We start from the raw sequence: 23,574 nt of genomic DNA, 5'->3' as shown, positions 1-23,574 counted from the left end.
AGGGCGATTTATTCGCCCTTTTTTTGTTGTTTGACTTTCCGATTAACACTACCCCAGAAAAAGCTCCGAATTGGTAATTTAAGTCCTTTTAGCACTCAATCTTATTGATATTCCAAGACCAGCGAAAAACAAAGCCGTAATCAAAACGAAGACAATTAATATATCCCGAATAAACCGTCCAACGAACGGGTTAAGTATGTTCCATTTATGTAACACTGAAAACGACCAAGATTCTACTCTATCGAGGTTTCTGTTTTTATCGACCAGTATACCGGTCGCCGGATCGATAAAAAGGTGTGTCATCGCTTCATCATCAATGGCAAGACGCCAAACCGGTAAACGCTTATTTCTAAAATCATAGCCGTTGCCAAAACGCGTAATTAACTGAGCATCAGAAATTTTATCAGCGCTCACTTTCAAGTGTTCAGCCGCCAACCACTCAGCTCGCTGCTGATCATTGATATCGAGTCGCTTACCATTTTGCGGATCGATATAGATCGCACCAGTTTCTTTCGGGATCCCTTTAAAACGCTGGTTTCGAGAAATATTCTGATCGGCATTCTTACCTTCTCGCTGATGGTGTTTCATTTCATTACCACTAGCGTTGGTCGATGCTAGCCCTAGCCGAAATTGTAATTGGTTTTCTTTGCCCCTGATTAACGTGATTGAGTTAAATTGTTGTTGACTGTATTTATCTAACCAACTCACATCAATATCATTCTTCGTCGTCGCCAAAACCCAAGGTTTATCAAGCTGCATACCAGAAACTCTGTCCACGAGTTCATTTTGGAGTAAGTGATAAAAACCACTGAATGACCAACCTAAAACCGGTAACCAGATAGCATAAGACAACAGTCGATGCCAACGGCGATATCCATTGGGAATTTTACGCCAGCTAAGTGCCATCACTAACCCTATTCCAGTCACAGCCATCGCTAACAAAGTTACCATCATTAAGGCGATAACTATTGCTCGAGCGATAGATAAATCATCAGCCCAGTTCCAGGTATGAAGCAGACGAAAAACTTTCTGTAAGGCGGTGCGCCAGTCATTGGTTAACGACGCTAATGCACTCGTTTCAGTGTGAACAAAGGCGACTAATCCATCTTCTGACGAATAGCTAACCCGGAAAACCGGCAATAGCCGATTAACCCAGGGATACTCGTCTGAAAATTCCTTTATCAATTCGACAGAGTCGATGTCCTTATCGGTAAACCCAGTGTAATAATTCGCTAACCAACGGGCCTGTTTCTCATCGTAGTTAGCTAGCTTTCGCCCATTTGCCAAGTCGTAATATTCGCGCTGAATGATATCCAGAGAATTAGCTGTGCTCTTGGAATTAACTGTATTTCCCGAATTCATCCAGCCAGACTGTTTAAAAGCATCCACATAACTATTTTGCAGCAGCAATCCTTGTTGAGAGGGAACCACTTTACTGGTACTGATCTTATTCTCACCCAGTAAACTTAATACCTCAGGCAGTTTATTGAGCTCAGCAGCACTCACTATAATTTTTGGTGGAAAAAACTTAACCGCTTTCGGACCAGTCCATGACATTATCGGGTGTAAAACACCGGAAATGCCCCAAACAATCAAAGTCGCTAACGCAAACCACACTAATTTTCTATGCCAATGTACCAACGTTTTATTTATTTTTTTCATGGTTAAAATCTTTTTTTTAAATGGGTAATTTAAATAAGTTCAAGCGCTAATGAAAAGCGCTAGTAGCTATATTTAAATCCAAGATAGTAAGCTCTAGGTAAACCAGGACGATAAGATATATCCAAATCTCCCACCTGGGCAGTGGTATAAGTTGAGTAGATTTTGTCGGTAACATTCATGACTCTGAAAGTGACTTTGGTGCTATCTGAAACTTCATAACTTGACCTTAAATTAAAAAGGTCATGCCCACCGTATTTCAGCGTATTCGTTTCGTCAGTGAAATACTCGCCGACATGTTCCATTTCTAACTCAAAGCGCAGGCCCGGTATTTGTGTTGGGTAATACTGCAAACTGACATTCCCCAGCGACTCTGGCGATTTGCCAACATCAAAACCAGCAAAGTTTCTATTCTCTCTGATAGGCGGTCCTGGAATGACTCTGCCGCAGGCGGGTGAAAAGCATTGGAACAAATAACCAAACTCTTCATATTTTTGCTCAGTTTTGGTCCAGGCAAAACTGACAGAGAATGCGTCAGAAAGATCACCTTGCAACCCAATTTCTATTCCCTTGTGACTGGTCTCACCGGCGTTTGTTACTTTACGATCAGATCCGTCGATAAAGGTCACAATATCATCGCTTTTTTCCAAGTTATAAATCGCCGCTTCATATCGCCAGTTATCAGCAAAATGTCCACGAAAACCGATTTCATAACTTTTACTTTTTATAGGTTTCAGGTTTTCTGAATCTTGCGAAGAGCCCGGACGAAATAAACGACCAACCGATGGTGCGACAAACGAATAGCGGTAGTTAAAATAAGCATTGTGTTGTTCGTTTAACTGATAAACCAGGCCTAACTTGGGACTAAAATTATCAAAGTCCACTTTTTGTGATTCAGGTCTGAGGTGCCTGGAGTCGACTGCATTGCCAGCTAATTTATCTTCATAATCAACTTCATAATAATCATAGCGACCACCTAAACTGAATATCCATTGATTAGCAAATTTCCATTCTGAATGAATGTAAGGCGAAATGATGTTCTGAGTTGCATCAAAATTGTAGTAATCGACATCATCCAAAGCGTAGCCGACATAGATATCTCCATCTTGCACAACACTGATAGATTCTTCCTGATAAGAGGAAGGCGTCGTTTCGAAATCCACCCCACTTATAATTGTAAAGCTATCGCTTAGCCGGTTTCGATACTTAATCATTGCACCGTAGGAGTCAAACTTATAAGTACGAAAATTGGGATCATAAGTAACCATCCAACTCGGCGTCATCACCATTTGGTTATCACGAAAATAAGGCGTGAATGTCCACAATTCAGAATCATTTGACTGATAACTGAATTCCGCCGATAGTCGGTAAGCATCAACTTCTCTGAAACCAATATCGCCATGGAAGAGATTTTTCTTTGGATTGTTTCGATACTCGTCTTCTTCTAAACTGGAAACGCCGCTTTGTTCAACTTTCGAATAGGAAAATACGGTTTTCAAATCCCAGGCAGCACTTAAGTTATTGTCGTAGCGAACGGTCGTTGACTTGCGAGAGTATGCGGACTCGTCACGATAACCATCATTATCAGTCACATTCACATCGATCCGAAATCCACTATCTTCATCGATGTTTGTGCCAACACTGATTAAGCCTCTTTTCCAACCAAAGGATCCAAACTCAAAGTGACCTTCAAACTCTGTCGATTCAGGACTGGGTCGAGTAATTGAATTAATAATCCCACCGATTGCATCACTTCCATACAACGCAGAACCAGTTCCTTTAATGACTTCGATGCGACTGCTTTGAGGAATGTTAATTTCGTAGAGACCGTTATGGTTAAAAAAACCACTTGGTCGGGTGGGAATACCATCTTCTAGAAACAGGTAAACGCCAGAAGTGGTTATCGGTTGACGAATTGAAGACATGTGCCCTTCGCCGCCGAGATTATTAATATAAACACCAGGAACCCGATTGAGCAGTTCAGCTGGATGCGAAGGAGAAATTTCCTCAATTTGTTTACTGTCAATAACAGTTACAGATTCTGCCAGCTCAGATTTTAACTTTTCTTCTCTGGTCGAAGTAATCACTAAAGTATGATCATCATCCAACGAGCCGTCTCGCTCATCCGCTAAAGATTGAAATGAAAAAACGACAGAAAAAATTGAATAGATTATTTTTTTTGAAGATGTTCTTATTTTTTTAGAAAAGATTTTGTTTAAACATCTTATTTTTATTTTAGGTTGCATTATCACTTTTTGGGTATATTAAAAGCCGAAAAGTCTAAATAGATCAACCACAATTTAGAATGCGACTAATTGTCGCACCAATTTTTTGACCAACTTCTTTCAGTGAACAAACACTTGAGAATAAGCGGGATTAACGAGAAAAAATCTCAAATTAAAATATTTAAAATAACGACAAGTTATTAGAAACTTCGTAGCGTTTTTTTCTGAACATTACTAAAGTTTTTTATTCGCAAGTTCGCTCAGCGCATCACCATCGACTCTTTGTACCGTCCACTCTTCCATTCCAATGGCACCGATACTGCGATAAAAATCAATAGCCGGTTGATTCCAATCCAGAACAGACCATTCAAACCTGCCACAATCATTTTCAAGTGCTATTTTCGCAAGACGAATCAATAGGGCCTTTCCCACTTTTTTTCCTCTTGCTTCAGGCAAAACATAGAGATCTTCAAGATAAAGACCTGGTTTAGCTAAAAAGGTTGAGTAGTTATAAAAATAAAGGGCGAAGCCCACCGGATTACCGGCAAGTTCAGCGATAATGACTTCAGCATAGGCTTTGCTTCCAAAAAGTGTTTTCTTGAGCTGCGACTGAGTAGCAACAACCTCGCTAGCGAGCTTCTCATACTCTGCAAGCTTATTGATGAAATCTAGAATTAGATCACAATCACTCTCAGTGCCGGCGCGAATGATTATATTATCAGTGACTACATTATCAGTGACTACATTTTCAGTTATTCGATTATTCATGTCGATATAATCCATTTATCGGAATCTACCAAAACAACTTCAGCCCGGCACTACCAGCGTGTTTTTCAAGTGCGGATTACAAATTTCCCTTCAACGACAAACTGACATGATCAAAATCATCACCCACTTGAGACTCATTTCGAGGTCCCCAAATGCTAACGGAAAATATCGCTAAACATGCCATAATTACGCCGGGGATCATTTCGTACAATTGTGACCAGGGAGCGCCTAAATCTGCTTTAAATTGAATCCATAAAATTACCGTGGCTGCGCCAACGATCATCCCAGCCAGGGCACCCCACTTTGTCATTTTACGCCATACCAGAGACATTAATACAACCGGCCCAAAAGCAGCACCAAACCCTGCCCAGGCATTCGACACCAAACCAAGCACTTTCGATTCTTTATCAACCGCAATCAACATGGCGATAGCAGCTACTACCAATACCGCGACCCGCCCTATTACCATCAATTCGCGATCTGACGCATGAGGCTTGATAAATCCTCGGTAAAAATCTTCAGTAACTGCGCTCGAAGAAACCAATAGTTGTGAGTCGATAGTACTCATCACCGCAGCTAATATTGCCGCTAACAAAAACCCAGCAACCCAAGGGTTGAATAAAACTTTACTGGCAATAATAAATACCTGTTCCGAATCTTCGGCAAGTAATAATGCATTTTCAGTTTGATGGAAGTACGCAATCGCAAATAAACCAACGCCGATTGCACCAATCATACTGACTCCCATCCAACTCATCGCGATTCGCCGCGCGGCATGAACTTCATTGACCGACTGGGCCGCCATAAACCTCGCTAATAAATGAGGTTGACCATAATATCCCAGCCCCCATGCCATCAGCGAAATAAATGACACAGAAAATAAATAATCCACAGCACTTTTTCCCGCGAATAAATCTGCTTTGACTGTGCCTGCTGCCTGATCAACTTCACGGGTAACCGCCATAACTTGATCAACACTTCCCACTTCAAAAATCATCACAATGGGTGCAACAACGAGCGCAGCGGCCATTAACAATCCTTGCACCATATCTGTCCAGGATACCGCTAAAAACCCGCCAATAAAGGTATAACTGATGATGACTGCGCCGCCGACAAACAATGCAACGTGATAATCCATTGCAAATGACGCTTCAAATAATTTCGCTCCTGCCGTTAAACCAGACGCCACATAAACGGTGAAAAAAACCAGGATGATGGAAGCGGAAACGATACGAAGTATTTTTGTTTCATCTCTAAAACGATTGGTAAAATAATCAGGAAGGGTTAACGAATTACCAGCATGCTCGGTATAGGCCCTCAGTTTGGGCGCAGTGATCTTCCAATTCCAATACGCCCCCAACAGTAACCCAAGGGCAATCCAGGCTTCGCTAAAACCGCTGGCGTAGATGGCACCAGGTAATCCCATTAAAAGCCACCCGCTCATATCTGATGCGCCGGCGCTCAGAGCCGTTACCCAGCGCCCTAATCGACGCCCGCCTAAAATATAATCGGAAAGGTCACTGGTTTGTTTATAGGCATAAACCCCAATACCTAGCATCATCACCAGGTAAAAAAGGAATGTGACCAAAGTCGCTGTTTGTTCCATTTGAATACCCCTTTGTTTTTATTATGTACTCTTTCGTTTATTTTTGCTTGGTTTGTTTTTGTCTAGTCTGTCTTGGCTTTGTCGTATTAATTTTTTACCAGTGCAACTTCTAACTGCGCATTACGCATATGCGCGCTATTCATAGTAGTGCGCAAGAAATTCTTCAAAGGACTTAGTATCACTATTCTCAATATCCAGCTTTTTCTGATGGGACAAAGTGGCTTCTTGCTGATAGTGGCTGAGTCGCTCTGTGTTAAGTTTTTCCTTTTCAAAAAAGGCTTTATGCGCTTGCGCAATTTCCATTGCGTAAGGAAAAAAACCATCCTGTCGTTGCTCAATGGATTTAACAATTCGGCCAGAATAAGTTTTATCCAAATCGCTTAATTGAGTTCGCAGTTTCGATAATACATCCCCGTGATCGTTCGTTTGGTAAACTTTATCTAATAGCGCAGCATAGGGTTCTATCTGACTCATTAATTCTGTCGCCACCTCATTAACTGGCACGCATCCGTTATTCATCGTCAAACAACAATCAGGGTGTCTGCCCTTACTAACAATGGTTTTAAAATTCGATTGGTATTCGCCTTTCTCTCTCGGATTAATCGGTTCAGATTTCGCGAACAAACAGGCAAGCAACAATGAATCTAAAAAGGCGATTTGTGACTGGTCGATGCCGATAGGAGAAAAAGGATTAAGGTCCAGCGCCCTGACTTCGATATATTCAATTCCCCGATTTCGTAATGCTTTGGTTGGTCTTTCTCCAGAAACGGAAACTCGCTTGGGGCGAATACTACTGTAAAACTCGTTTTCGATTTGCAGCACATTGGCATTGAGTTGCTGATAATCTCCGTTGCGAGTAACCCCAATCTCCTGATAGTAAGGATCAGGCGTAGAGATCGCGTCTTCGAGGCCCTTAATATACTCATTCAGGCAGTTATAGTTAACTGAGAGCCCGCTTTGCGCATTATTTTGATACCCAAGGTCGCTCATTCTCAATGAGGTCGCAAACCGGCCATAACGAGTGCCAGGAACCAGTTGTTCAAGGTCAATATTTTTATCCTTGATAAAACTTTCGCAAAGCGCTGGGGAAGCGCCAAAAAATAACGGGATTAACCAGGAAAACCGAAGGTAGTTACGAATGAGCCCCATATATTTTTGCGAAATAAAATCCTGCAGCGGCATTTCCGAGTTTTCACTTTGATGAAGTGCCTGCCAAAATGATTCTGGCAACGAAAAATTATAGTGGACTCCGGCAATCGTCTGCATAAAACGGCCATAGCGGAGGCCTAGTCCCATGCGATAGATTTCTTTCATACGACCGCTATTTGAGTGGCCATAGCGAGCAATCGGTATGTCATTTTCTTCGCCCATCACACAGGGCATACTCATAGCCCATAATAATTCGCTATTTTCCAGGTTCTGATAGGCAAACTGGTGAATTTCCATGAGTTCAGCAAGTGGTTGGAGTCGATCCGAACTCGCGCCGGTAATAAACTCTGGCAACGCTTCTGAATAATCTGTGGTGATATGCGGATTGGTCAGCGTGGCGCCTAGAGCATGGGGGTGGTTTTGTTGAGAGATGTAACCGTCAGGCTGGATTCTCAGGCTCTCTTTCTCAATTCCACGTTTAATTCCAACCAGGTGTTTTGCAAGTGACGCAGGTAATGATTGATCAGCTATTTCCAGAAGATGCATATTGTCTCGCTTAATATTTGCCCTGTTTTCGATAATATCAGTTGGTATTAACGGAATAACTCGTCCACTTTTTGAACAGTTCTAACACCGTTTTTATGGCGATTTAAGACCTCAGACCTAGCCGCATAAAAAATACCATAGGGCACAAGAGTAAATTAGGCATAAGTTTGCGGTTTGTTGTCGGCATGGTCAAGTATTACCAACAATCATATAGATGAAATCCGTTACTATATGTTACTCAAAGATAAAAAGTTGTTTTTATTGGAGAAAATTCCGCAGTGGTAATTTTTGGAAACTTCTAATAATGTCGCAGGAATGACGATGGATCCATGTCGAATATTCCCTTGATAACTGTCTGTCGATAATATTGCTTGAAATAAGAAAGGTATGTTTTTAAGTATTTTTTTGAAGTCAGGCTGACTCTCTGAATTGTTTGTTATGACTTGGCGCAGAATGGCGCATTATCGCTAGCAATTCTGCCTCAGCAGGCGCAATATCACACGATTGGACCACTTCTTCGATGGTCGCTCCGCGAGACAACAAAAGCCCCGCCTGATCGTAAACTTTTTCACTGGTACCTTGCACTGCGCCAGGGTGGTTATTTTCAACTTGCGCAATTTCTTTGAAGACCCGCTTGAGTTCTCGCCCCATTCCTAAATGGCCACTATTCATTGCTCTGAATTCGTTTTTGAGTTGCTCAACTTCTTTGACTAAAAGACGGTATCGGGTCTGAACCTTTAAATAGCCAATAAAACAAACCACAAAGGCACACAACAGCCCAACACTCACCAGGGAAATGTCAGTCGTTATTTGAAAGGGCCAATTGTTCATTACTGTCTATCCAAACTCTCTATTCAAATTCTCTATCCAAGCTCTCTATCCAACTTTTACCAGAATCTCTTCAACCAGGCTCTTTGGTTCTGTCTGCTGCCGGTGTTTCAAAAAACGAACAAAGTTCGCGTGTTAATCTTACTAATCTCCGTCCCGGCAACATCCGCGAAATTAGTAATCAAGAAAGTCAAGTTCGTCCCACTCTTCTTCACCCAACAATTTATTGAGATCCACCAGAATCAATAACTCGCCTTCTCGATGAGAAACCCCCTGAATAAACTTGGCAGATTCCTCATTACCAACATTTGGCGTCGTTTCAATTTCCGACTGCTTTAAATACACCACTTCAGCAACCGAATCGACCAATATACCAATCACCTGATGGTTGGTTTCAATAATCACAATACGCGTGTTATCGGTCAACTCAATTGGCGAAAGGCCAAATCTTTGACAGGTATCAATAACGGTGACCACATTGCCGCGTAAATTAATGATTCCCAGCACATAGGGCGGCGCCCCAGGAACAGGCGCAATATCGCTATAACGCAAAACCTCCTGAACCTGCATCACGTTAATCCCATAAGTTTCGTTAGCTAAGCGGAAGGTAACCCATTGAAGTACCGCATCGTCTTCATTATCTTTATTACTGATGAAATTTTCGTCTGTACTCACGACCTGAATCCTATTTCGTCAAAATTTTGTCGGACTTACCTTCTTTTTCAGCGTCATTCATAAAAAAGGCAATATTTGTACCAAAACTGTTTTGGTCCCCAATTTGTGGCCCGTTGCCCACTGATGCAACTTGCACATTTTACGCGTACTCTTTGTTAAATATAGTCAATTTTCAAGAAGTTGCGCTTTTTTGTTGATGATAAACCTCATTGCGATCCGCAACAACAACATTAAAATTGCCTATAACTAAAACCTATATCAAAGATTAGCCCTTGACAACAAAGCGACGCTTCAGATACCTTTAGCTACATCAAAACGACGGACCAAATTTAAACGCTGATTTAAACACTGGTTTGAACAAAAATTTAAACACAGATTTAAGCGAAAAGACTCTAAATCTATTTTAAAGATAAGAAACTGAAAATATGTCTACAAAGCAAAAAAATGACAAGCGTAATCAGTGGTGGCGAAGCTCTTAAAAGGGTTTTCGTAGCGTCGTGTTTGTTAATTCAACTAACAAACAATAAGAATTGAGAAAGCCCGTGAGAGAAATCAAACGGGCTTTTTATTGCCCGATAAAAAATTAAATGTAGCAAACAACAAAACAGGCAATTTAGACAAAAATGAAAACAATCGGTCACAAAATCAACTTTAATCTTCCAGTAATCCGGTGGTGGCATTCAATTTTGTTGGGTGGGTGACTTGTTGTGTGCAATCAATTAACAGGAAAACCCGCTCAAATTGCGGGTTTTTTTATACCTTTACGATTTAAAAGCAGACCAATTTTACTAACAGAATTTAAATTTAAACTATTTCACGGGAAACGATCATGATAATTGTACTAAAACCGGAAGCCACCGAAGCTGATGCCAAAGCAATCCTGGAACAGATTGAATCAGTCAAACTCAAACCTTTATACATGCCAGGTACAGAAAGAATTGTATTGGGCGCACTCGGCGATGAGCGAATACTCAACAACCTCAATATCGCGGCAAACCCAATGGTGGAAAACGTCAAACCTATTCTGAGTACCTACAAACAAGTTAGCCGTGAAATGCAGAGCCATGACACTCAGGTAAAATTTGGCGACGTTACCATCGGGGGCGGCTCTTTCGCAGTGATTGCCGGACCTTGTGCGATTGAAAACCGTGACCAGATTTTCAAGTCCGCAGAAATAGTCAAAAAACACGGCGCCGTCGGATTGCGAGGCGGCGCGTTCAAACCCAGAACCTCACCTTACAGCTTTCAGGGACTTGAGGAAGAAGGTCTGAAGTTAATGCAAGAAGCGTCTAAAGAATACGGCCTCCCCTGTGTCACTGAAATTGTAGACCCTGCTCATGTGGAACTTCTGGAAAAATATGTCGATGCATTCCAGGTTGGCGCGCGTAACATGCAAAATTTCAAATTACTGAAAGCTGTCGGACAAAGCCAAACGCCAACCTTGCTAAAACGTGGTATGTCGGCAACTATCGAAGAATTACTACTGGCTGCAGAATATATTTATAACGAAGGCAATCATAATGTGGTTATTTGCGAACGTGGCATTCGAACTTTCGAAAGAGCTACGCGCAATACGCTAGACCTGAACGCGGTAGCCTACATTAAAACAAAAAGTCACTTGCCGGTTATTGTTGACCCCTCTCACGGCACAGGAATTCGCGAACTCGTTGCTCCAATGGCGAAAGCTGCAGTCGCTTGTGGTGCCGACGGTGTTATTGTAGAAGCCCATTACGACCCTCAAGTCGCTTTATCAGACGGCGCACAATCATTAGATGAAGCTTCATTTGCTAAAATGATGCGAGAATTAACTCCCTTTGTTCAAGCAGCAGGCAAGGTATTGGCTTAATGTTCAATCACGAATCACATAATGCGGCACAATCAGCGAAAGCCCAACCTCAACCAGGCCGCGTAAAAACCATCAGTAAATCGATAGATTCGCTGTTAGAACCGGTTGAGATTTTTGAAGGGCTCAGTCGCAGACTCGAGCTAAAAAACAGCATGTTGCTTGAATCGAGCGAGATTGAATCAAGAGAAGGCGTGAAGAGTATTTTAATGCTCAAAGCAGCCATTCGAATTGAATGTAACGAACGCACTGTCAAGCTAGAAGCATTGACTCATAACGGTGCCAACGCGCTTCAGCACATTGAGGAACAACTAAGGAGCAATAGTAGCGAGCTGCAAATAGAAAATACGTTGAGCTCAAAAGCAGATTTAAGCGCTTTGCTGGTGACCTACAGCCATACGCAAAGTTTTCTCGACGAAGACGCCAGATTAAAAGAGCACTCACCAATCGATATTTTAAGATTAATTAAAAGTGCTTTTGAGGCTGAAACAGACAACGAATATTCAATTTTTCTATGCGGACTTTTCGCATTTGATTTTATCGCCAGTTTTGAAAACCTCCCCCAGGTAGACAAGGGTCAGAACACTTGCCCCGATTACGTTTTTTACCTGGCAGAAAATATTTTGATCATTGATCATCAACGAAATATCAAGCGACTATTTAGTAATCATTTCTCTGGAGATAACGAGAAAAATACCTACTATGAACTTGCCAGAAATTTTGAAACAGTCGAGCAACAACTCGCGGATCTAAACCAGCCATCTGCGCCAAAATCTGACGACTCTAATAAACACACTCAAAAAAACTCGCAGAGCAATTCAAGCATCAAAACTGATATTGATGACAATGAATATCAGCAAATTGTGATGCAACTAAAGCAGAATATCGTTAAAGGTGATGTGTTTCAGGTGGTTCCATCAAGAACTTTTTCTATTGAGTGTCTATCACCACTTGCCAGTTATCGCGAACTCAAATCTGCCAACCCCAGCCCGTATCTTTTTTATATGCAAGATCAAGATTTCGCTTTATTCGGCGCTTCACCTGAAAGCGCGCTTAAATACACCAGTGAAGATAATAAAGTATTGCTCTACCCCATCGCAGGAACTCGCCCCCGAGGGAAAAAACAAGATGGAGAAATCGATCTCGACCTCGATGCGAGAATTGAAGCAGAATTGAAACTTGATGAAAAAGAACTTTCAGAACACATGATGTTGGTGGACCTTGCACGCAATGATGTTGCCAGAATTTCACAGCCCGGAACCACCCATGTGCCCAGATTACTTGCCGTTGACCGTTATTCTCAAGTGATGCACCTGGTATCTTGCGTACAAGGGCAGCTTCGCGAAGATTTAGATGCGCTTCATGCCTACCGAGCTTGTATGAATATGGGGACGCTAACTGGGGCACCTAAAATAAAAGCGAGCCAGCTAATTCGACACGTCGAGAAAAAAAGACGCGGAAGTTATGGCGGTGCTGTTGGTTATCTCAACGGACGCGGCGATATGGATACTTGTATCGTTATACGCTCAGCATTTTATCAAAATGGCGTTGCGCAAGTTCAGGCAGGAGCCGGCATTGTTTATGATTCAGATCCATTAATGGAAGCTCAAGAAACTGAGAACAAAGCCAAAGCGGTGCTTTCTGCAGTGAAAGTTGCCAATCAAAAAGTGATGGAGAACCAGTGATGACTCAACCACTACAAATTATCATGATAGATAATTATGACTCTTTCACTTACAACCTGGTTAATCAGTTTCGCATGTTAAATGTGGAAGTGGTGGTGTTTAGAAACGACACGCCTATTGACGAAATTTTTACCGAACAACGATTGCAAAACAAGCGCTCGGTGATCGTCATTTCACCGGGACCAGGCAATCCAGATTCGGCTGGTAACTCGTTAAAAATAATCGAGCAATTCTCAGGTAAGCTTCCCATACTGGGAATTTGCCTGGGACATCAAGCTATCGTGCAGCAATTTGGCGGTGTCGTCGGACAAGCAAGAGATATTGTTCACGGAAAAGCAGATGATATTCATACCGAAGAACACCCGGTGTTTAATGCCTTACCAAACCCATTACGCGCGGCTCGCTACCACTCGTTGGTGGCAACACAAATGCCCACAAATTTAGATGTAATTGCCAAAACAGAACACGAGGTTATGGCAGTGAAACACCAGCAGCACAAAATTCTTGGATTTCAATTTCACCCCGAATCTATCCTGACCACATACGGCGGCGAATTATTGAAATCCTCATTAAGTTGGCTAGCCGACGCGCCACTTGGACAGGCGAATCATCAACCGACTAATGCATAACCGAATTCAAAACTTAAAGAGAAAAAATCATGCAAAACCTACATGAAAAAATCTATCAAAAACAGGATTTATCGCAACAAGAAACATTTGAGGTGTTTAATCAATTTGTCGGCGGTGAACAAGATCCAATTAATATTGCCGCTTTCCTTGTCGGATTAAAAATGAAAGGAGAAGCACCGCAAGAAGTCGCGGGAGCGGCTCAGGCCCTGAGAAAAAATGCGAACTTTTTCGATCGGCCCAATTATGCCACCGCCGATAGCTGTGGCACAGGTGGAAGTGGAAAGCACACCTTGAATATTTCAACTTTGGTTTCTGTTATTGCCGCAACTAAAGGGTTAAAAATGGTCAAGCACGGCAATCGCTCTATCTCGAGTAAATGTGGCTCTGCAGATGTGTTAGAACAACTCAATGTTAAAATTGATATGTCACCGGAAGTCGCTCGCAAGTGTCTGGATGAAGTAGGCGTCACCTTTTTGTTTGCGCCACTTTATCACCCGGGAGTAAAGCATGTAATGCCGGTACGAAATGCGCTAAAAACTCGTACTATTTTTAACCTGCTGGGCCCTTTGATTAACCCTGCTAATCCTGAATATCAATTGATGGGAGTTTACTCTCCTGATCATTGTTTTGCCGCAGCAGAATCTCTGAGACTTTCCGGCTGCCGCTCCGCGATGGTCGTACATAGTAATGGCTGTGACGAAATTACGTTATCAGGAAACACTCATGTGGCGGAACTTCGTGACGGTAAGATCACTGAATATGAGTTAACTTTATCAGACTTCGGATTAAATGAAGTTCCTCTTAGTGCTTTGTTTGGCGGCTCCCCCGAAGAAAATGCGCAGAAATTTGCTGAAGTATTGCAGGGAAAATCTGAGCAACCAATTGTTGATACCGTCGCGGCCAACGCCGGCGCATTATTTTATGTCTCAGGTAACAGCCAATCTCTAAAACAGGGCGTCGCGGAAGCACAAGACATTATTCACAGTGGGCAGGCATTTGATAAATTACTGGCGCTCGCAGAACTAAGTAATTCGGGAGCTTGATCATGTCGCGTAATGTACTTGCTGAAATTGTTGCTCACAAGAAAGAAGAAGTCGCTGTCAGAAAAAAACAGATGGCACTCGCATCTTTTGAAAAGACGCTCTCACCTTCTCAAAGATGCTTTAAGACGGCGCTGAGTAACCCAAACGCGGACTTTATTTTTGAATGCAAAAAAGCCTCCCCTTCAAAAGGTTTGATCCGCGAAAATTTTGATATTGAAGAAATACTTTCACAATACAAAGATTATGCCAGCGCTATTTCGGTTTTAACGGATGAGAAATATTTTCAGGGAAGTTTTCAATATTTGCAAACAGCCAGCAAAAGTGTTGAGCAGCCCATTTTATGCAAAGATTTTTTCATTGATACTTATCAAGTCTATGAGGCTCGGCATTATGGTGCCGATGCTATCTTGTTAATGTTATCGGTGTTAAACGATGATGAATATCAAGAACTCGCAGCAACAGCAAAATCACTGAACCTGGACATATTAACGGAAGTTCATGATGAAACAGAATTACAACGAGCGATTGACCTAAACGCAGAAATCATCGGTATTAACAATCGCGATTTGAAAAGTTTGACCATTGACTTGGAAACCACTGAAAAACTGGCAGGAAAAATACCGCAAGACCGAATTATTATTTCAGAGTCTGGCATTGAAACACACAATGATGTTAAACGACTAGCACCACTGGTGAATGGCTTTCTGGTTGGGTCCAGTATTATGTCCCATCAAGATATTCGTTATCACTGCAAATCACTTATTTTTGGAAAAGTTAAAATTTGCGGAATTACACAGATTCAAGATGCGGTCGACATTGACAAAAACGGCGGTGTTTTTGCGGGTTTTATTTTCTATCCTGGCTCTCAACGCTATGTTGAACTGGAAACAGCCAAAGAAATCGTCATCAGTGCTCCACTAAGATACGTCGGTGTGTTTGTGAATGAATCTCTCGAAACTGTTATCGAGCATACCAATCAACTGGGGCTTTATGCGGTTCAATTACACGGTAACGAATCTGCCGAGTACGTTAAGGATTTACGCACAGCTCTACCCAACACTCAAATCTGGAAAGCAGTGCATGTTGCTAACTCAGTAAACTTTGTGAAAGACACCAACATTGATCGTTACTTGTTAGATACTTATTCAACCACTGAACGGGGTGGCACTGGAGACAGTTTTGATTGGCGTTTATTAGAAGATATAGACGCAAGTGAGCTAATACTGGCCGGTGGTATTAATAGCGATAACGTGGCGCAAGCAATCTCACAACAAACTTATGCAATTGATCTCAGCTCGGGAGTAGAAACTGGCCCAGGTATTAAGAGCTCAGAAAAAATTAACCAGATATTTAAACAAATTCGAATTTAACCAACTTAAACATTTAATTATCAAGAATTCAGGATCAGGAATCAGCTATGACCAAACTCAATCGATATTTTGGAGATTTCGGTGGGATGTATGTCCCCGAATTACTAGTACCGGCATTAATGCAATTGGAAGAAGCATTTGTCAATGCAACCAATGATCAATCATTTAAAGATGAATTTCAGGACCTGCTCAACAATTATGCCGGCCGCCCGACACCGCTAACATTGACCAGAAATTTCTCTCCAAACGAGCAAGTAAAAATCTATCTGAAACGCGAAGATTTACTCCATGGCGGCGCACATAAAACTAACCAGGTTTTAGGCCAGGCATTACTCGCCAAACGGATGGGAAAAACTGAAATCATCGCAGAAACCGGCGCAGGCCAACATGGTGTTGCCACAGCTATCGCTTGCGCCCTTCTTGGTCTGAAATGCCGAGTTTATATGGGAGAAATAGACTGCCAAAGACAACAACCCAATGTGTTTAGAATGGAGCTGATGGGCGCAGAAGTGATTCCGGTTTCAGCTGGCAGCGGCACCTTGAAAGATGCAGTGAACGAAGCCCTCAGGGATTGGTCTGCAACTTATCAGAATAGTCACTATTTACTTGGCACCGCCGCTGGTCCTCATCCATTTCCCACGATGGTTCGAGAATTTCAAAAAATGATAGGAGAAGAGGTTCACGCCCAAGTTTTAGAAGTAGAAGGTAGACTCCCAGATTATGCTATTGCTTGCGTGGGTGGCGGTTCCAATGCCATTGGTTTATTTGCCGACTTAATCGATAAGACAGAGGTTAAATTAGTCGGCGTGGAGCCAGCTGGCAAAGGTCTCGACACTGACCAACACGGCGCAACATTAACCAAAGGCAAACTCGGTATTTTGCACGGTTCTCACACATTTGTAATGCAAAATGAAGATGGACAAATAGAAGAGTCTTACTCAGTATCTGCGGGTCTCGATTATCCGGCGGTCGGCCCTCAACATGCTCATCTCAAAGATATCGGCCGAGTGGAATATGTTACCGCAACCGATGAAGAAGCATTAAATGCTTTTCAAGTTTTGTCAAAAAGCGAAGGAATTATTCCGGCACTAGAGTCTTCACATGCACTCGCTTACACCTTAAAACTAGCGGAGAAGGTTCCCGACGGTTCAATTATTGTGGTTAATCTTTCAGGACGTGGCGATAAAGATTTGGCCCATGTCAGAAAAGTTTTAAATTAAATTGCCGCGTAAATATTTAAAGATTTACGAAAAAATAGTGCTAACCAGCAAAACAAATCAAGACAATGACGAAGTTAAACAAAACTTCAAATTCAGGAATTAATTATGAACAAACGATATCAACAATGTTTCGATGCATTAAGACAGAAAAATGAGGGCGCATTTGTTCCTTTTGTCATGCTAGGTGATCCAGACCTTGAAACCAGTTATCAAATCTTAATCCGACTAATCGAAAATGGTGCTGACGCATTAGAGCTTGGTATTCCTTTTTCAGACCCAATTGCTGATGGCCCGGTGATCCAGAAAGCTGCCATTCGCGCATTAGAAAATGGCGCCACCGTGACCAAGTGTTTCGAACTCATTGCTTCTATCCGCAAAGACTACCCTGATATTCCAATGGGTTTATTGGTTTACTCCAACCTGGTTGTGGGCAATTCGGTGGAAGTTTTTTATCAACAAGCCAGCAATGCTGGGGTCGACTCTGTATTAATCGCCGATGTACCTATTATCGAATCCGCTCGGTTTGTTGAGGTTGCCAAAAAAAATAACATCGCACCAATTTTCATAGCGACACCTAATGCCGACGATTTAACATTGGAGCAAGTGGCCAAACTGAGTGAAGGTTACACTTATCTATTAAGCCGAAGTGGTGTTACCGGCACCGATGTGAAAGCAGAGATGCCCGTTGACGGTATTATTAGCAAACTCAAGCAATTTAACGCCCCACCGTCACTTTTAGGTTTTGGGATTTCAGCACCAACTCAAGTTAAGCAGGCCATAGTTTCGGGTTCTGACGGTGCCATCAGCGGTTCTGCCGTGGTAAAAATAATTGACGAAAATCTAGACAATACCGAACAAATGTTGGAACAGCTCTCTAGCTTTATCCATGACATGAAGCAAGCGACCAAAGTGTGATACATTGATTGGAAATATGGACAATGGGGAGATTTGAAGTTTCTAGTTTTGTGAAAATTCTCTGCCATTTCAAATCCCCCTTCTTTGCCAAAAGTTTGGGGGAACTCAGGAAGGAAAAGTTTAGTATTTGAACCCAGTCAAGTTACTCAGAAACAGATAGCCATTGGCCAGGTGTTAGTTGCTCAAGATTTTCTGGCTTTAACTCAAATACGGCATTTGGTGTACCGGCAGCCGCCCAGATAACTTCATGTGCCTTTAAATCAGAGTCAAGAATAGTAAAAACTTCGCCGCTATGGGCAATCGGAGGAACTCCGCCAATTGCGAAACCCATATGATTTCGAACATAATCGGCATCCGCTTTCTCTAGTTTTAAACCCGTGTCAAACTCAACTTTCTTAATGTTCACACGATTGATACCAGAAGCAACTATCAACACAGGTTTACCGCTTTTCTGATCTTTAAAAATAAGCGATTTGGCAATTTGGGAGACTTGGCAGCCGATTGACGCTGCCGCCTCTTTAGCCGTTCTGGTAGAACTATCTAATTCTCGAACAGTAAACCCAAAACCTTTTTCGGCTAAAAAATCCTGAACTTTTTTTGCGCTCGATTTTAGTTGCTTTGTCATTATTTATCTCGAACTCAGTTTAGTTAATTTTCTCAAATCATATACATCGACGAATACCACTTTCACACTCTTCTACACCTTCTTTAATTTCTGCAGACTCATAAAGCGACTTTGCCTCTTGCCAAAATTTCAAAGCTTCGCTTTCTCTATCGAGTGTCTCCATCAATATTGCCATGGGTCTCAGTGCATTCGCCAGTTCCAGTTCAGAAGTATCAGAAGATTCTCGATATAGAGCCAAAGCTTCTCGATAATGAGTTTCTGCTGATTCAGGTTGGTTCAGCTTTCTAAGCAGATCAGCATAATGCCTAACAGTATGTGCAATCAGCAAAGTATTCTGTAGTTCACGAGAGACTTGAACGGCTTCTTCGTAATAAACCAACGCGGCATCGAAATCATTCTGATTTCTCACGACTTGTGCAGCCCCTCTAAGCGCAGCAATCAGCTCTATTTTTCTTCCATTTTGCCGGCATAAAGAAATTAAGTCTTGAAACAAGTTGAAAGCCTGTTCGAAATGCTGTTGACGCAACTTTTGGTAAGCTGTTTTAATTTTAGTGTCTAAATTATCACTCATAGGAATTTCGAAGTCTGACGATTCTAATCACTTATGCTAAAAAACTGGAACTAACGCTCATAACCGTCCCATAAAGTCTTCTATCAACTGCATTAACCTTTCGTTGAAATGTTCCTCAAAATCATCAATGTTTTTTTCAAAAACCTCAAGATATTTCGAAGCTTTCTCATAGGTGAGATTCTTATCATTCACTTTATACTGAATCTCCGCCTTAGACTTATCATAACGAGGAACAATATCCCAAATGATAAAATCCGAGTCCAACGAAACCATTTCCTGCTGTGCCAGATAACAAAAGTCCTCAATATATTTCATACCTTCAGGACCAAGGCACCCAGGCTCGACACGGTGTAAAACGGTTAATTTCTTATCTTTGGGTAGCGGTAAATCAGCTTTCATTTTTATTAATATTCTAATTTATTAACATTGTAAGGTTTAGGTAATCAATGCTTGCGACCAAACATTGTCATTTCTGCCTATAAATAATGTAGTCTTTTCTCAAAAGATATTCCAGTTTCCGCTAAGTCGGACTCGTCAACCTCTTCAATATTGAGACAAATACCACACTTATTTTAAAATAGCGTAATATCACTCAGAATTCATTAGATTATTATTTTATTAAAAGCGGCTTCAAAGTAGGCACCGTCGCTACTGGCCGAGTAGCTTGTCCTGCCAAAGTTAGCCACCATAATTAATCTCGGCGATCATCTCACCATCGTCGTCAATGCCAATTTCCTTAAAACCAAAACTTGCATAAAACCCCTTTGCGACAGGGTTCTTCGGTTCATAACAAATCGTAATGCGCTCAACATTTTCGTTTCTATTAATCTCGTCCAATAATAACTTCATCGCTTGTCGTCCGATCCCTTTTCCCTGATAACGGTGATCAATCATCAACCTGAAAATATCATACTCATTTGGTTTGTTTTCTGACTCCATAGACTCGTACATCAGAAATCCAACAACTTTGTTTTCGTAAGTGATAGCCCTGGGCTGATAAGATGGGTAATACTTTGACTCAGCTAGCGAATAAGTGTTATCTGCAACATAATCTTTCTGATCTTCGAGCACTTCTAAATCAACGACATCGTCAAAATTGTCTACAGTCACATCAGTTAAGGAAACTTTTTCTTTAATTTCTGCTTTAATCTCTGTTTTAGTTTTCGTATTGGTTTCAGTATTAAAATCATTTCCTTCGGAATGACCAGGCCCTACTTCATTTAATTCCATATTGATTTCCTAAGACATAATTAAAATATTAGTGATAGTGTTATTATGCTTCAGCTATAACTTAAATCGCCGACGAACATCATCAACCAGACGGCGTCTAGAGCTTTTTATACGTTCATGTGGGGCGAACATTGAGCTTGCGCTATCTAATAAGTTGACAGCATCAGTGAGTTGTTTCAATTCTTTATCAGTCAACTTTTCTGACTCTAATAGTTGATTAATAATTAATATCGACAATTCCTTCGACGCGATATCTTCAGGTAAACCAGACTTGGTACATAAACCGTAAACACCGTCAATAAAGTGCTTCCACTCTTCTTTAATATGGCTGTTGAGTTCAGAGTTAACTTTTGAATTTTGCGATAGAAAGCCGGCCTGAAATAAAGATGATATTTTTAACTCGTATCTCTCTTTAAAAATCGAGTAGGCGTCATCAGTATTTCGTAATGTGACTAGAATTCCTAACCAACTGGTATATCCTTTCGCATAATATTCGGTTGAATAAGATTCCGTGTGTTCTCCAAAAAATGAATCACAGCACAGTTGTGAGGTCAACCGGTAAGAACATTGTGGCATAATGCCCTTGCTTTGAAGCTCTTGAAAAACTTTAGAATCGACTTTGGATAAGTCCAGAAGTTGTTCTCTGGTATAAAAATTTTGATTGAGATATTGGATTAGATCCACGATTAATTCCCTATAAATTTTGACCTGTGTGGTATTTGAATACTATCTATTGTTTAGTTCATCAGGCTACTACAAATGAGTTAGCTAGTTGGTAATACAGGGTGGACAGACCAAGTCGGCCCCAAAAAATAAAATAATTTCACCATTCGAGTATGCTGAAAATTAATAATGGGAAACTAGTTAATCTTAAAACCCGGCAAAATATTAAAACAAAATAATTAATATCATCAAGCAGCCGACAATTTCAAAAAGGTAAGTTAACGCGGCTGAAATACGTCGAATCATAAACTTTGAAGCAAGCATGCTATAACTATGTAACACCCGTAAAACGACAAATCCAATCGCTAATGTCGCCAGGTAAACGGATTGTAACCCCATCTGCGATAACACAAAAACCACTAAAGCGAATGGGGTTGCGTGTTCAAAGGTATTCATATGGGCTCTGATGGCTTTTTTCAATGCCAGACTATCGCCATCTCCATGTGCAATTCGCTCTTTAATTCGTATTCTCGACACGTTAAACGCTAATAGAGAAACCAATAGAACACTTAATGATACGTATAGATAAAAATAATTCATGACGACTTCCTTTTGTTATTCTAAATTTTATTGGGACAACGCATTTTGGCTGTAAAATTCTATTTATCAAACTTTAATCATTGAACTTCTAATACCTGCTTGAGACGCTGCAAGTCTTTTTGGTTTGCCCGACGCATCATCAACTTCATTAATGGAGTCATCAATACAGAAAACCCCGAAGGCTCCCCGCGATTTCTCAAAATCATTCGAGTTGAAGAGTCAGAGATAGCTTGCCAGGTGTAACTGGTTTCCATTGGAAATGGCCCTTCCGCAGTTCGCATCACAAGGCTTTCATTAGTCAAAGTCACTATTTCGTAGGTATAAGCCATCTTTCGCCCGAGAAAATTTGCAACAAAAGCAATTTGAGAGCCAATTTCTACAGGGGGAGACGTTCGCCATTCGACTGATTGTATATTAACGTACCAATCAGGCACATTGTCAGGATTAGCAGAATAATGTGCCACCTTCTCAAGCGGGCAATCAATGATAATTTCAGTGGAAACATCAACTCTGCTCATAACATGATAGCCTCAGGTATCTCGTCCATCCGGTGAATTAAATTAATCACTTAGAGCGCATTCATATGCGTAGGACTTTTTGACATAAAATTATCCCGCGTTATTTTCTACAGAAGTTGGGCGCCACAACGACAGTGCTAAAGTAACACACAATAAAAAAATAGTGAATGCTATTGCAAACATCGGCCACTCGCTGTTGATCGCGTGAGTACCGATAGCACCGAGCATTATCGGACAACTTGCCATCGCAGCATATTTTCTTAATATGTTGGCGGATAACCCAATCCCGATAGCCACCTCAGCAACACCGGTAAAATACATAAACCAGAGAGGATATCCCCACCTCTCAAATGCGACTATTTCAAATTCGAGGCCAGCAACTTTAGCGCCACCAGACAATAAAAAAATAAGCGCTAACACATAAGTAATCACTTTAATTTTCATTTACAAACTCCTGAAACTTTTTGCAACAAATTGTTATCGGAAGACCTAACCAGTTGAAACAATTCAACTCGTATTCCTACTATGATGACCAACCTGAATTAAAAAGGTTACACCTGTCTTTCAGCGGGCTCAAAATCAATATCAAAACCAATGCTCAACAAATCGAATATTCATTCGCCAGTGACAACTTCTTTGATAATAGCTCACTCGTTTTTGGTCAACTCGATTCGCACATGGGGCTGCTCGCGTAAAATAATTTTTATGGTCACCAGTTGGTTTGAAAAGTTGATCCAAACTTGCAAGTATTTCGGATTTTTATGCTGAAAAACAAATTGATTATTGTCTGACTTGTTTTGCACCAGCAGTACAGGCGTGGAATTTCCGCGAAACGTCGATAAGAACTTTAGTTGAAGCTTTCCTTCGTCTTGAAAAAAACGCCAATGATGACTAGAAGCTCCCGTATCGGCAACGCCATAAAGTTGATTATCATCCGTGATAGCGAAATCAATATTATATTCAAGGGAACCAACAGGCGTTTTAACAGCCATTCCCTTCCATTCTCCGGTTAATAACCGAAAAAAATCAGAAGGTTGATTGTCAGAAGTAGCCTGAGGTGGACGCGCTTTCAACGATGGCGGTACAATTAAAAACGCCGTCACAAAAATAAAAAACAATGCCCATTTTTGTTCTGAAGAATTTTTCTTAGATAAGACTTTAACGACTCCCCTTCTATGACTTTCGCTACCATTCAACATATTATCC

At 41.3% G+C, this 23,574-nt stretch carries 23 protein-coding genes; 7 read left to right on the top strand and 16 right to left on the bottom strand.

Going from position 1 to position 23,574, the window contains the following annotated elements:
- Positions 1–78: 78 nt before the first annotated feature.
- The 7 genes from FLL46_RS25735 to FLL46_RS25705 all read right to left on the bottom strand — a co-directional run bounded on the left by FLL46_RS25735 (position 79) and on the right by FLL46_RS25705 (position 9,456).
- On the bottom strand, positions 79–1,662 hold the full coding sequence (locus FLL46_RS25735; protein ID WP_142935122.1) for a hypothetical protein: 1,584 nt from the start codon (positions 1,660–1,662) through the stop codon (positions 79–81).
- 59 nt (positions 1,663–1,721) lie between these two features.
- Positions 1,722–3,905 carry a TonB-dependent receptor gene (locus FLL46_RS25730; RefSeq protein WP_142935121.1) on the bottom strand — a complete coding sequence of 728 codons (2,184 nt, stop codon included), beginning with the start codon at positions 3,903–3,905 and terminating at the stop codon, positions 1,722–1,724.
- 213 nt (positions 3,906–4,118) lie between these two features.
- Positions 4,119–4,652, bottom strand: a complete 534-nt coding sequence (locus FLL46_RS25725; RefSeq protein ID WP_142935120.1) for a GNAT family N-acetyltransferase — start codon at positions 4,650–4,652, stop codon at positions 4,119–4,121.
- A 76-nt stretch (positions 4,653–4,728) separates the two neighbouring features.
- The gene (putP, locus tag FLL46_RS25720) at positions 4,729–6,258 is read right to left on the bottom strand and encodes a sodium/proline symporter PutP (protein ID WP_142935119.1); all 1,530 of its coding nucleotides are present in this window, start codon (positions 6,256–6,258) and stop codon (positions 4,729–4,731) included.
- A gap of 135 nt (positions 6,259–6,393) precedes the next feature.
- A complete protein-coding gene (gshA, locus tag FLL46_RS25715; protein ID WP_142935118.1) occupies positions 6,394–7,953 on the bottom strand; it encodes a glutamate--cysteine ligase in 1,560 nt (519 codons plus the stop codon).
- A 411-nt stretch (positions 7,954–8,364) separates the two neighbouring features.
- On the bottom strand, positions 8,365–8,784 hold the full coding sequence (locus FLL46_RS25710; RefSeq protein ID WP_142935117.1) for a DUF2802 domain-containing protein: 420 nt from the start codon (positions 8,782–8,784) through the stop codon (positions 8,365–8,367).
- A gap of 171 nt (positions 8,785–8,955) precedes the next feature.
- A complete protein-coding gene (locus FLL46_RS25705) occupies positions 8,956–9,456 on the bottom strand; it encodes a chemotaxis protein CheW (RefSeq protein WP_246119405.1) in 501 nt (166 codons plus the stop codon).
- Positions 9,457–10,285: 829 nt separating this feature from the next.
- Here FLL46_RS25705 and aroF point away from each other — a divergent pair.
- The 7 genes from aroF (at position 10,286) to trpA (ending at position 18,161) form a co-directional block, all read left to right on the top strand.
- A complete protein-coding gene (aroF, locus tag FLL46_RS25700) occupies positions 10,286–11,302 on the top strand; it encodes a 3-deoxy-7-phosphoheptulonate synthase (RefSeq protein WP_142935116.1) in 1,017 nt (338 codons plus the stop codon).
- Complete coding sequence (locus FLL46_RS25695) at positions 11,302–12,984, top strand: anthranilate synthase component 1 (protein ID WP_142935115.1); 1,683 nt, start codon at positions 11,302–11,304, stop codon at positions 12,982–12,984. The genes aroF and FLL46_RS25695 overlap by 1 nt, the downstream gene beginning before the upstream one ends.
- A complete protein-coding gene (locus FLL46_RS25690) occupies positions 12,984–13,613 on the top strand; it encodes an aminodeoxychorismate/anthranilate synthase component II (protein WP_142935114.1) in 630 nt (209 codons plus the stop codon). The genes FLL46_RS25695 and FLL46_RS25690 overlap by 1 nt, the downstream gene beginning before the upstream one ends.
- 29 nt (positions 13,614–13,642) lie before the next feature.
- Entirely contained in the window at positions 13,643–14,656 is a 1,014-nt protein-coding gene (gene trpD, locus FLL46_RS25685) for an anthranilate phosphoribosyltransferase (RefSeq protein ID WP_142935113.1), read from the top strand.
- Between the two features lie 2 nt (positions 14,657–14,658).
- Positions 14,659–16,026 carry a bifunctional indole-3-glycerol-phosphate synthase TrpC/phosphoribosylanthranilate isomerase TrpF gene (gene trpCF, locus FLL46_RS25680; protein ID WP_142935112.1) on the top strand — a complete coding sequence of 456 codons (1,368 nt, stop codon included), beginning with the start codon at positions 14,659–14,661 and terminating at the stop codon, positions 16,024–16,026.
- Positions 16,027–16,073: 47 nt separating this feature from the next.
- The gene (gene trpB / locus FLL46_RS25675) at positions 16,074–17,246 is read left to right on the top strand and encodes a tryptophan synthase subunit beta (RefSeq protein WP_142935111.1); all 1,173 of its coding nucleotides are present in this window, start codon (positions 16,074–16,076) and stop codon (positions 17,244–17,246) included.
- A gap of 105 nt (positions 17,247–17,351) precedes the next feature.
- Positions 17,352–18,161 (top strand): tryptophan synthase subunit alpha, encoded by an 810-nt coding sequence (trpA, locus tag FLL46_RS25670; RefSeq protein WP_142935110.1) that lies wholly within the window; start codon positions 17,352–17,354, stop codon positions 18,159–18,161.
- Positions 18,162–18,303: 142 nt separating this feature from the next.
- Here trpA and FLL46_RS25665 read toward each other — a convergent pair whose 3' ends face one another.
- The 9 genes from FLL46_RS25665 to FLL46_RS25625 form a co-directional block, all read right to left on the bottom strand.
- Positions 18,304–18,786, bottom strand: coding sequence for a YbaK/EbsC family protein (locus FLL46_RS25665; protein WP_142935109.1), 483 nt, complete (start codon positions 18,784–18,786; stop codon positions 18,304–18,306).
- A 37-nt stretch (positions 18,787–18,823) separates the two neighbouring features.
- On the bottom strand, positions 18,824–19,357 hold the full coding sequence (locus tag FLL46_RS25660) for a tetratricopeptide repeat protein (RefSeq protein ID WP_142935107.1): 534 nt from the start codon (positions 19,355–19,357) through the stop codon (positions 18,824–18,826).
- A 57-nt stretch (positions 19,358–19,414) separates the two neighbouring features.
- A complete protein-coding gene (locus FLL46_RS25655) occupies positions 19,415–19,756 on the bottom strand; it encodes a hypothetical protein (RefSeq protein WP_142935105.1) in 342 nt (113 codons plus the stop codon).
- A 279-nt stretch (positions 19,757–20,035) separates the two neighbouring features.
- On the bottom strand, positions 20,036–20,587 hold the full coding sequence (locus tag FLL46_RS25650; RefSeq protein WP_142935103.1) for a GNAT family N-acetyltransferase: 552 nt from the start codon (positions 20,585–20,587) through the stop codon (positions 20,036–20,038).
- Between the two features lie 54 nt (positions 20,588–20,641).
- Positions 20,642–21,271 carry a DUF6058 family natural product biosynthesis protein gene (locus FLL46_RS25645; protein WP_142935102.1) on the bottom strand — a complete coding sequence of 210 codons (630 nt, stop codon included), beginning with the start codon at positions 21,269–21,271 and terminating at the stop codon, positions 20,642–20,644.
- 204 nt (positions 21,272–21,475) lie between these two features.
- Positions 21,476–21,850, bottom strand: coding sequence for an MAPEG family protein (locus FLL46_RS25640; RefSeq protein WP_142935100.1), 375 nt, complete (start codon positions 21,848–21,850; stop codon positions 21,476–21,478).
- 77 nt (positions 21,851–21,927) lie between these two features.
- Positions 21,928–22,368 (bottom strand): SRPBCC family protein, encoded by a 441-nt coding sequence (locus FLL46_RS25635; RefSeq protein WP_142935098.1) that lies wholly within the window; start codon positions 22,366–22,368, stop codon positions 21,928–21,930.
- A gap of 90 nt (positions 22,369–22,458) precedes the next feature.
- Positions 22,459–22,812, bottom strand: a complete 354-nt coding sequence (locus FLL46_RS25630; protein WP_142935096.1) for a DoxX family protein — start codon at positions 22,810–22,812, stop codon at positions 22,459–22,461.
- Between the two features lie 203 nt (positions 22,813–23,015).
- Complete coding sequence (locus FLL46_RS25625) at positions 23,016–23,567, bottom strand: hypothetical protein (protein ID WP_142935094.1); 552 nt, start codon at positions 23,565–23,567, stop codon at positions 23,016–23,018.
- Between the last annotated feature and the right edge of the window lie 7 nt (positions 23,568–23,574).

The sequence above is a fragment of the Aliikangiella coralliicola genome, from assembly GCF_007004725.1.
GTDB lineage: Bacteria > Pseudomonadota > Gammaproteobacteria > Enterobacterales > Kangiellaceae > Aliikangiella > Aliikangiella coralliicola.
This window is presented reverse-complemented; position numbering and strand designations above follow the sequence as displayed.

Coding starts and splice junctions, on each gene's coding strand:
- FLL46_RS25695 (WP_142935115.1), top strand. CDS start 11,302: ATGTTCAATCACGAATCACATAATGCGGCACAATCAGCGAAAGCCCAA.
- FLL46_RS25730 (WP_142935121.1), bottom strand. CDS start 3,905: ATGCAACCTAAAATAAAAATAAGATGTTTAAACAAAATCTTTTCTAAA.
- FLL46_RS25630 (WP_142935096.1), bottom strand. CDS start 22,812: ATGAAAATTAAAGTGATTACTTATGTGTTAGCGCTTATTTTTTTATTG.
- FLL46_RS25725 (WP_142935120.1), bottom strand. CDS start 4,652: ATGAATAATCGAATAACTGAAAATGTAGTCACTGATAATGTAGTCACT.
- FLL46_RS25655 (WP_142935105.1), bottom strand. CDS start 19,756: ATGAAAGCTGATTTACCGCTACCCAAAGATAAGAAATTAACCGTTTTA.
- trpD (WP_142935113.1), top strand. CDS start 13,643: ATGCAAAACCTACATGAAAAAATCTATCAAAAACAGGATTTATCGCAA.
- FLL46_RS25650 (WP_142935103.1), bottom strand. CDS start 20,587: ATGGAATTAAATGAAGTAGGGCCTGGTCATTCCGAAGGAAATGATTTT.
- FLL46_RS25710 (WP_142935117.1), bottom strand. CDS start 8,784: ATGAACAATTGGCCCTTTCAAATAACGACTGACATTTCCCTGGTGAGT.
- aroF (WP_142935116.1), top strand. CDS start 10,286: ATGATAATTGTACTAAAACCGGAAGCCACCGAAGCTGATGCCAAAGCA.
- putP (WP_142935119.1), bottom strand. CDS start 6,258: ATGGAACAAACAGCGACTTTGGTCACATTCCTTTTTTACCTGGTGATG.
- trpB (WP_142935111.1), top strand. CDS start 16,074: ATGACCAAACTCAATCGATATTTTGGAGATTTCGGTGGGATGTATGTC.
- trpA (WP_142935110.1), top strand. CDS start 17,352: ATGAACAAACGATATCAACAATGTTTCGATGCATTAAGACAGAAAAAT.
- FLL46_RS25635 (WP_142935098.1), bottom strand. CDS start 22,368: ATGAGCAGAGTTGATGTTTCCACTGAAATTATCATTGATTGCCCGCTT.
- FLL46_RS25660 (WP_142935107.1), bottom strand. CDS start 19,357: ATGAGTGATAATTTAGACACTAAAATTAAAACAGCTTACCAAAAGTTG.
- gshA (WP_142935118.1), bottom strand. CDS start 7,953: ATGCATCTTCTGGAAATAGCTGATCAATCATTACCTGCGTCACTTGCA.
- trpCF (WP_142935112.1), top strand. CDS start 14,659: ATGTCGCGTAATGTACTTGCTGAAATTGTTGCTCACAAGAAAGAAGAA.
- FLL46_RS25735 (WP_142935122.1), bottom strand. CDS start 1,662: ATGAAAAAAATAAATAAAACGTTGGTACATTGGCATAGAAAATTAGTG.
- FLL46_RS25690 (WP_142935114.1), top strand. CDS start 12,984: ATGACTCAACCACTACAAATTATCATGATAGATAATTATGACTCTTTC.
- FLL46_RS25625 (WP_142935094.1), bottom strand. CDS start 23,567: ATGTTGAATGGTAGCGAAAGTCATAGAAGGGGAGTCGTTAAAGTCTTA.
- FLL46_RS25665 (WP_142935109.1), bottom strand. CDS start 18,786: ATGACAAAGCAACTAAAATCGAGCGCAAAAAAAGTTCAGGATTTTTTA.
- FLL46_RS25640 (WP_142935100.1), bottom strand. CDS start 21,850: ATGAATTATTTTTATCTATACGTATCATTAAGTGTTCTATTGGTTTCT.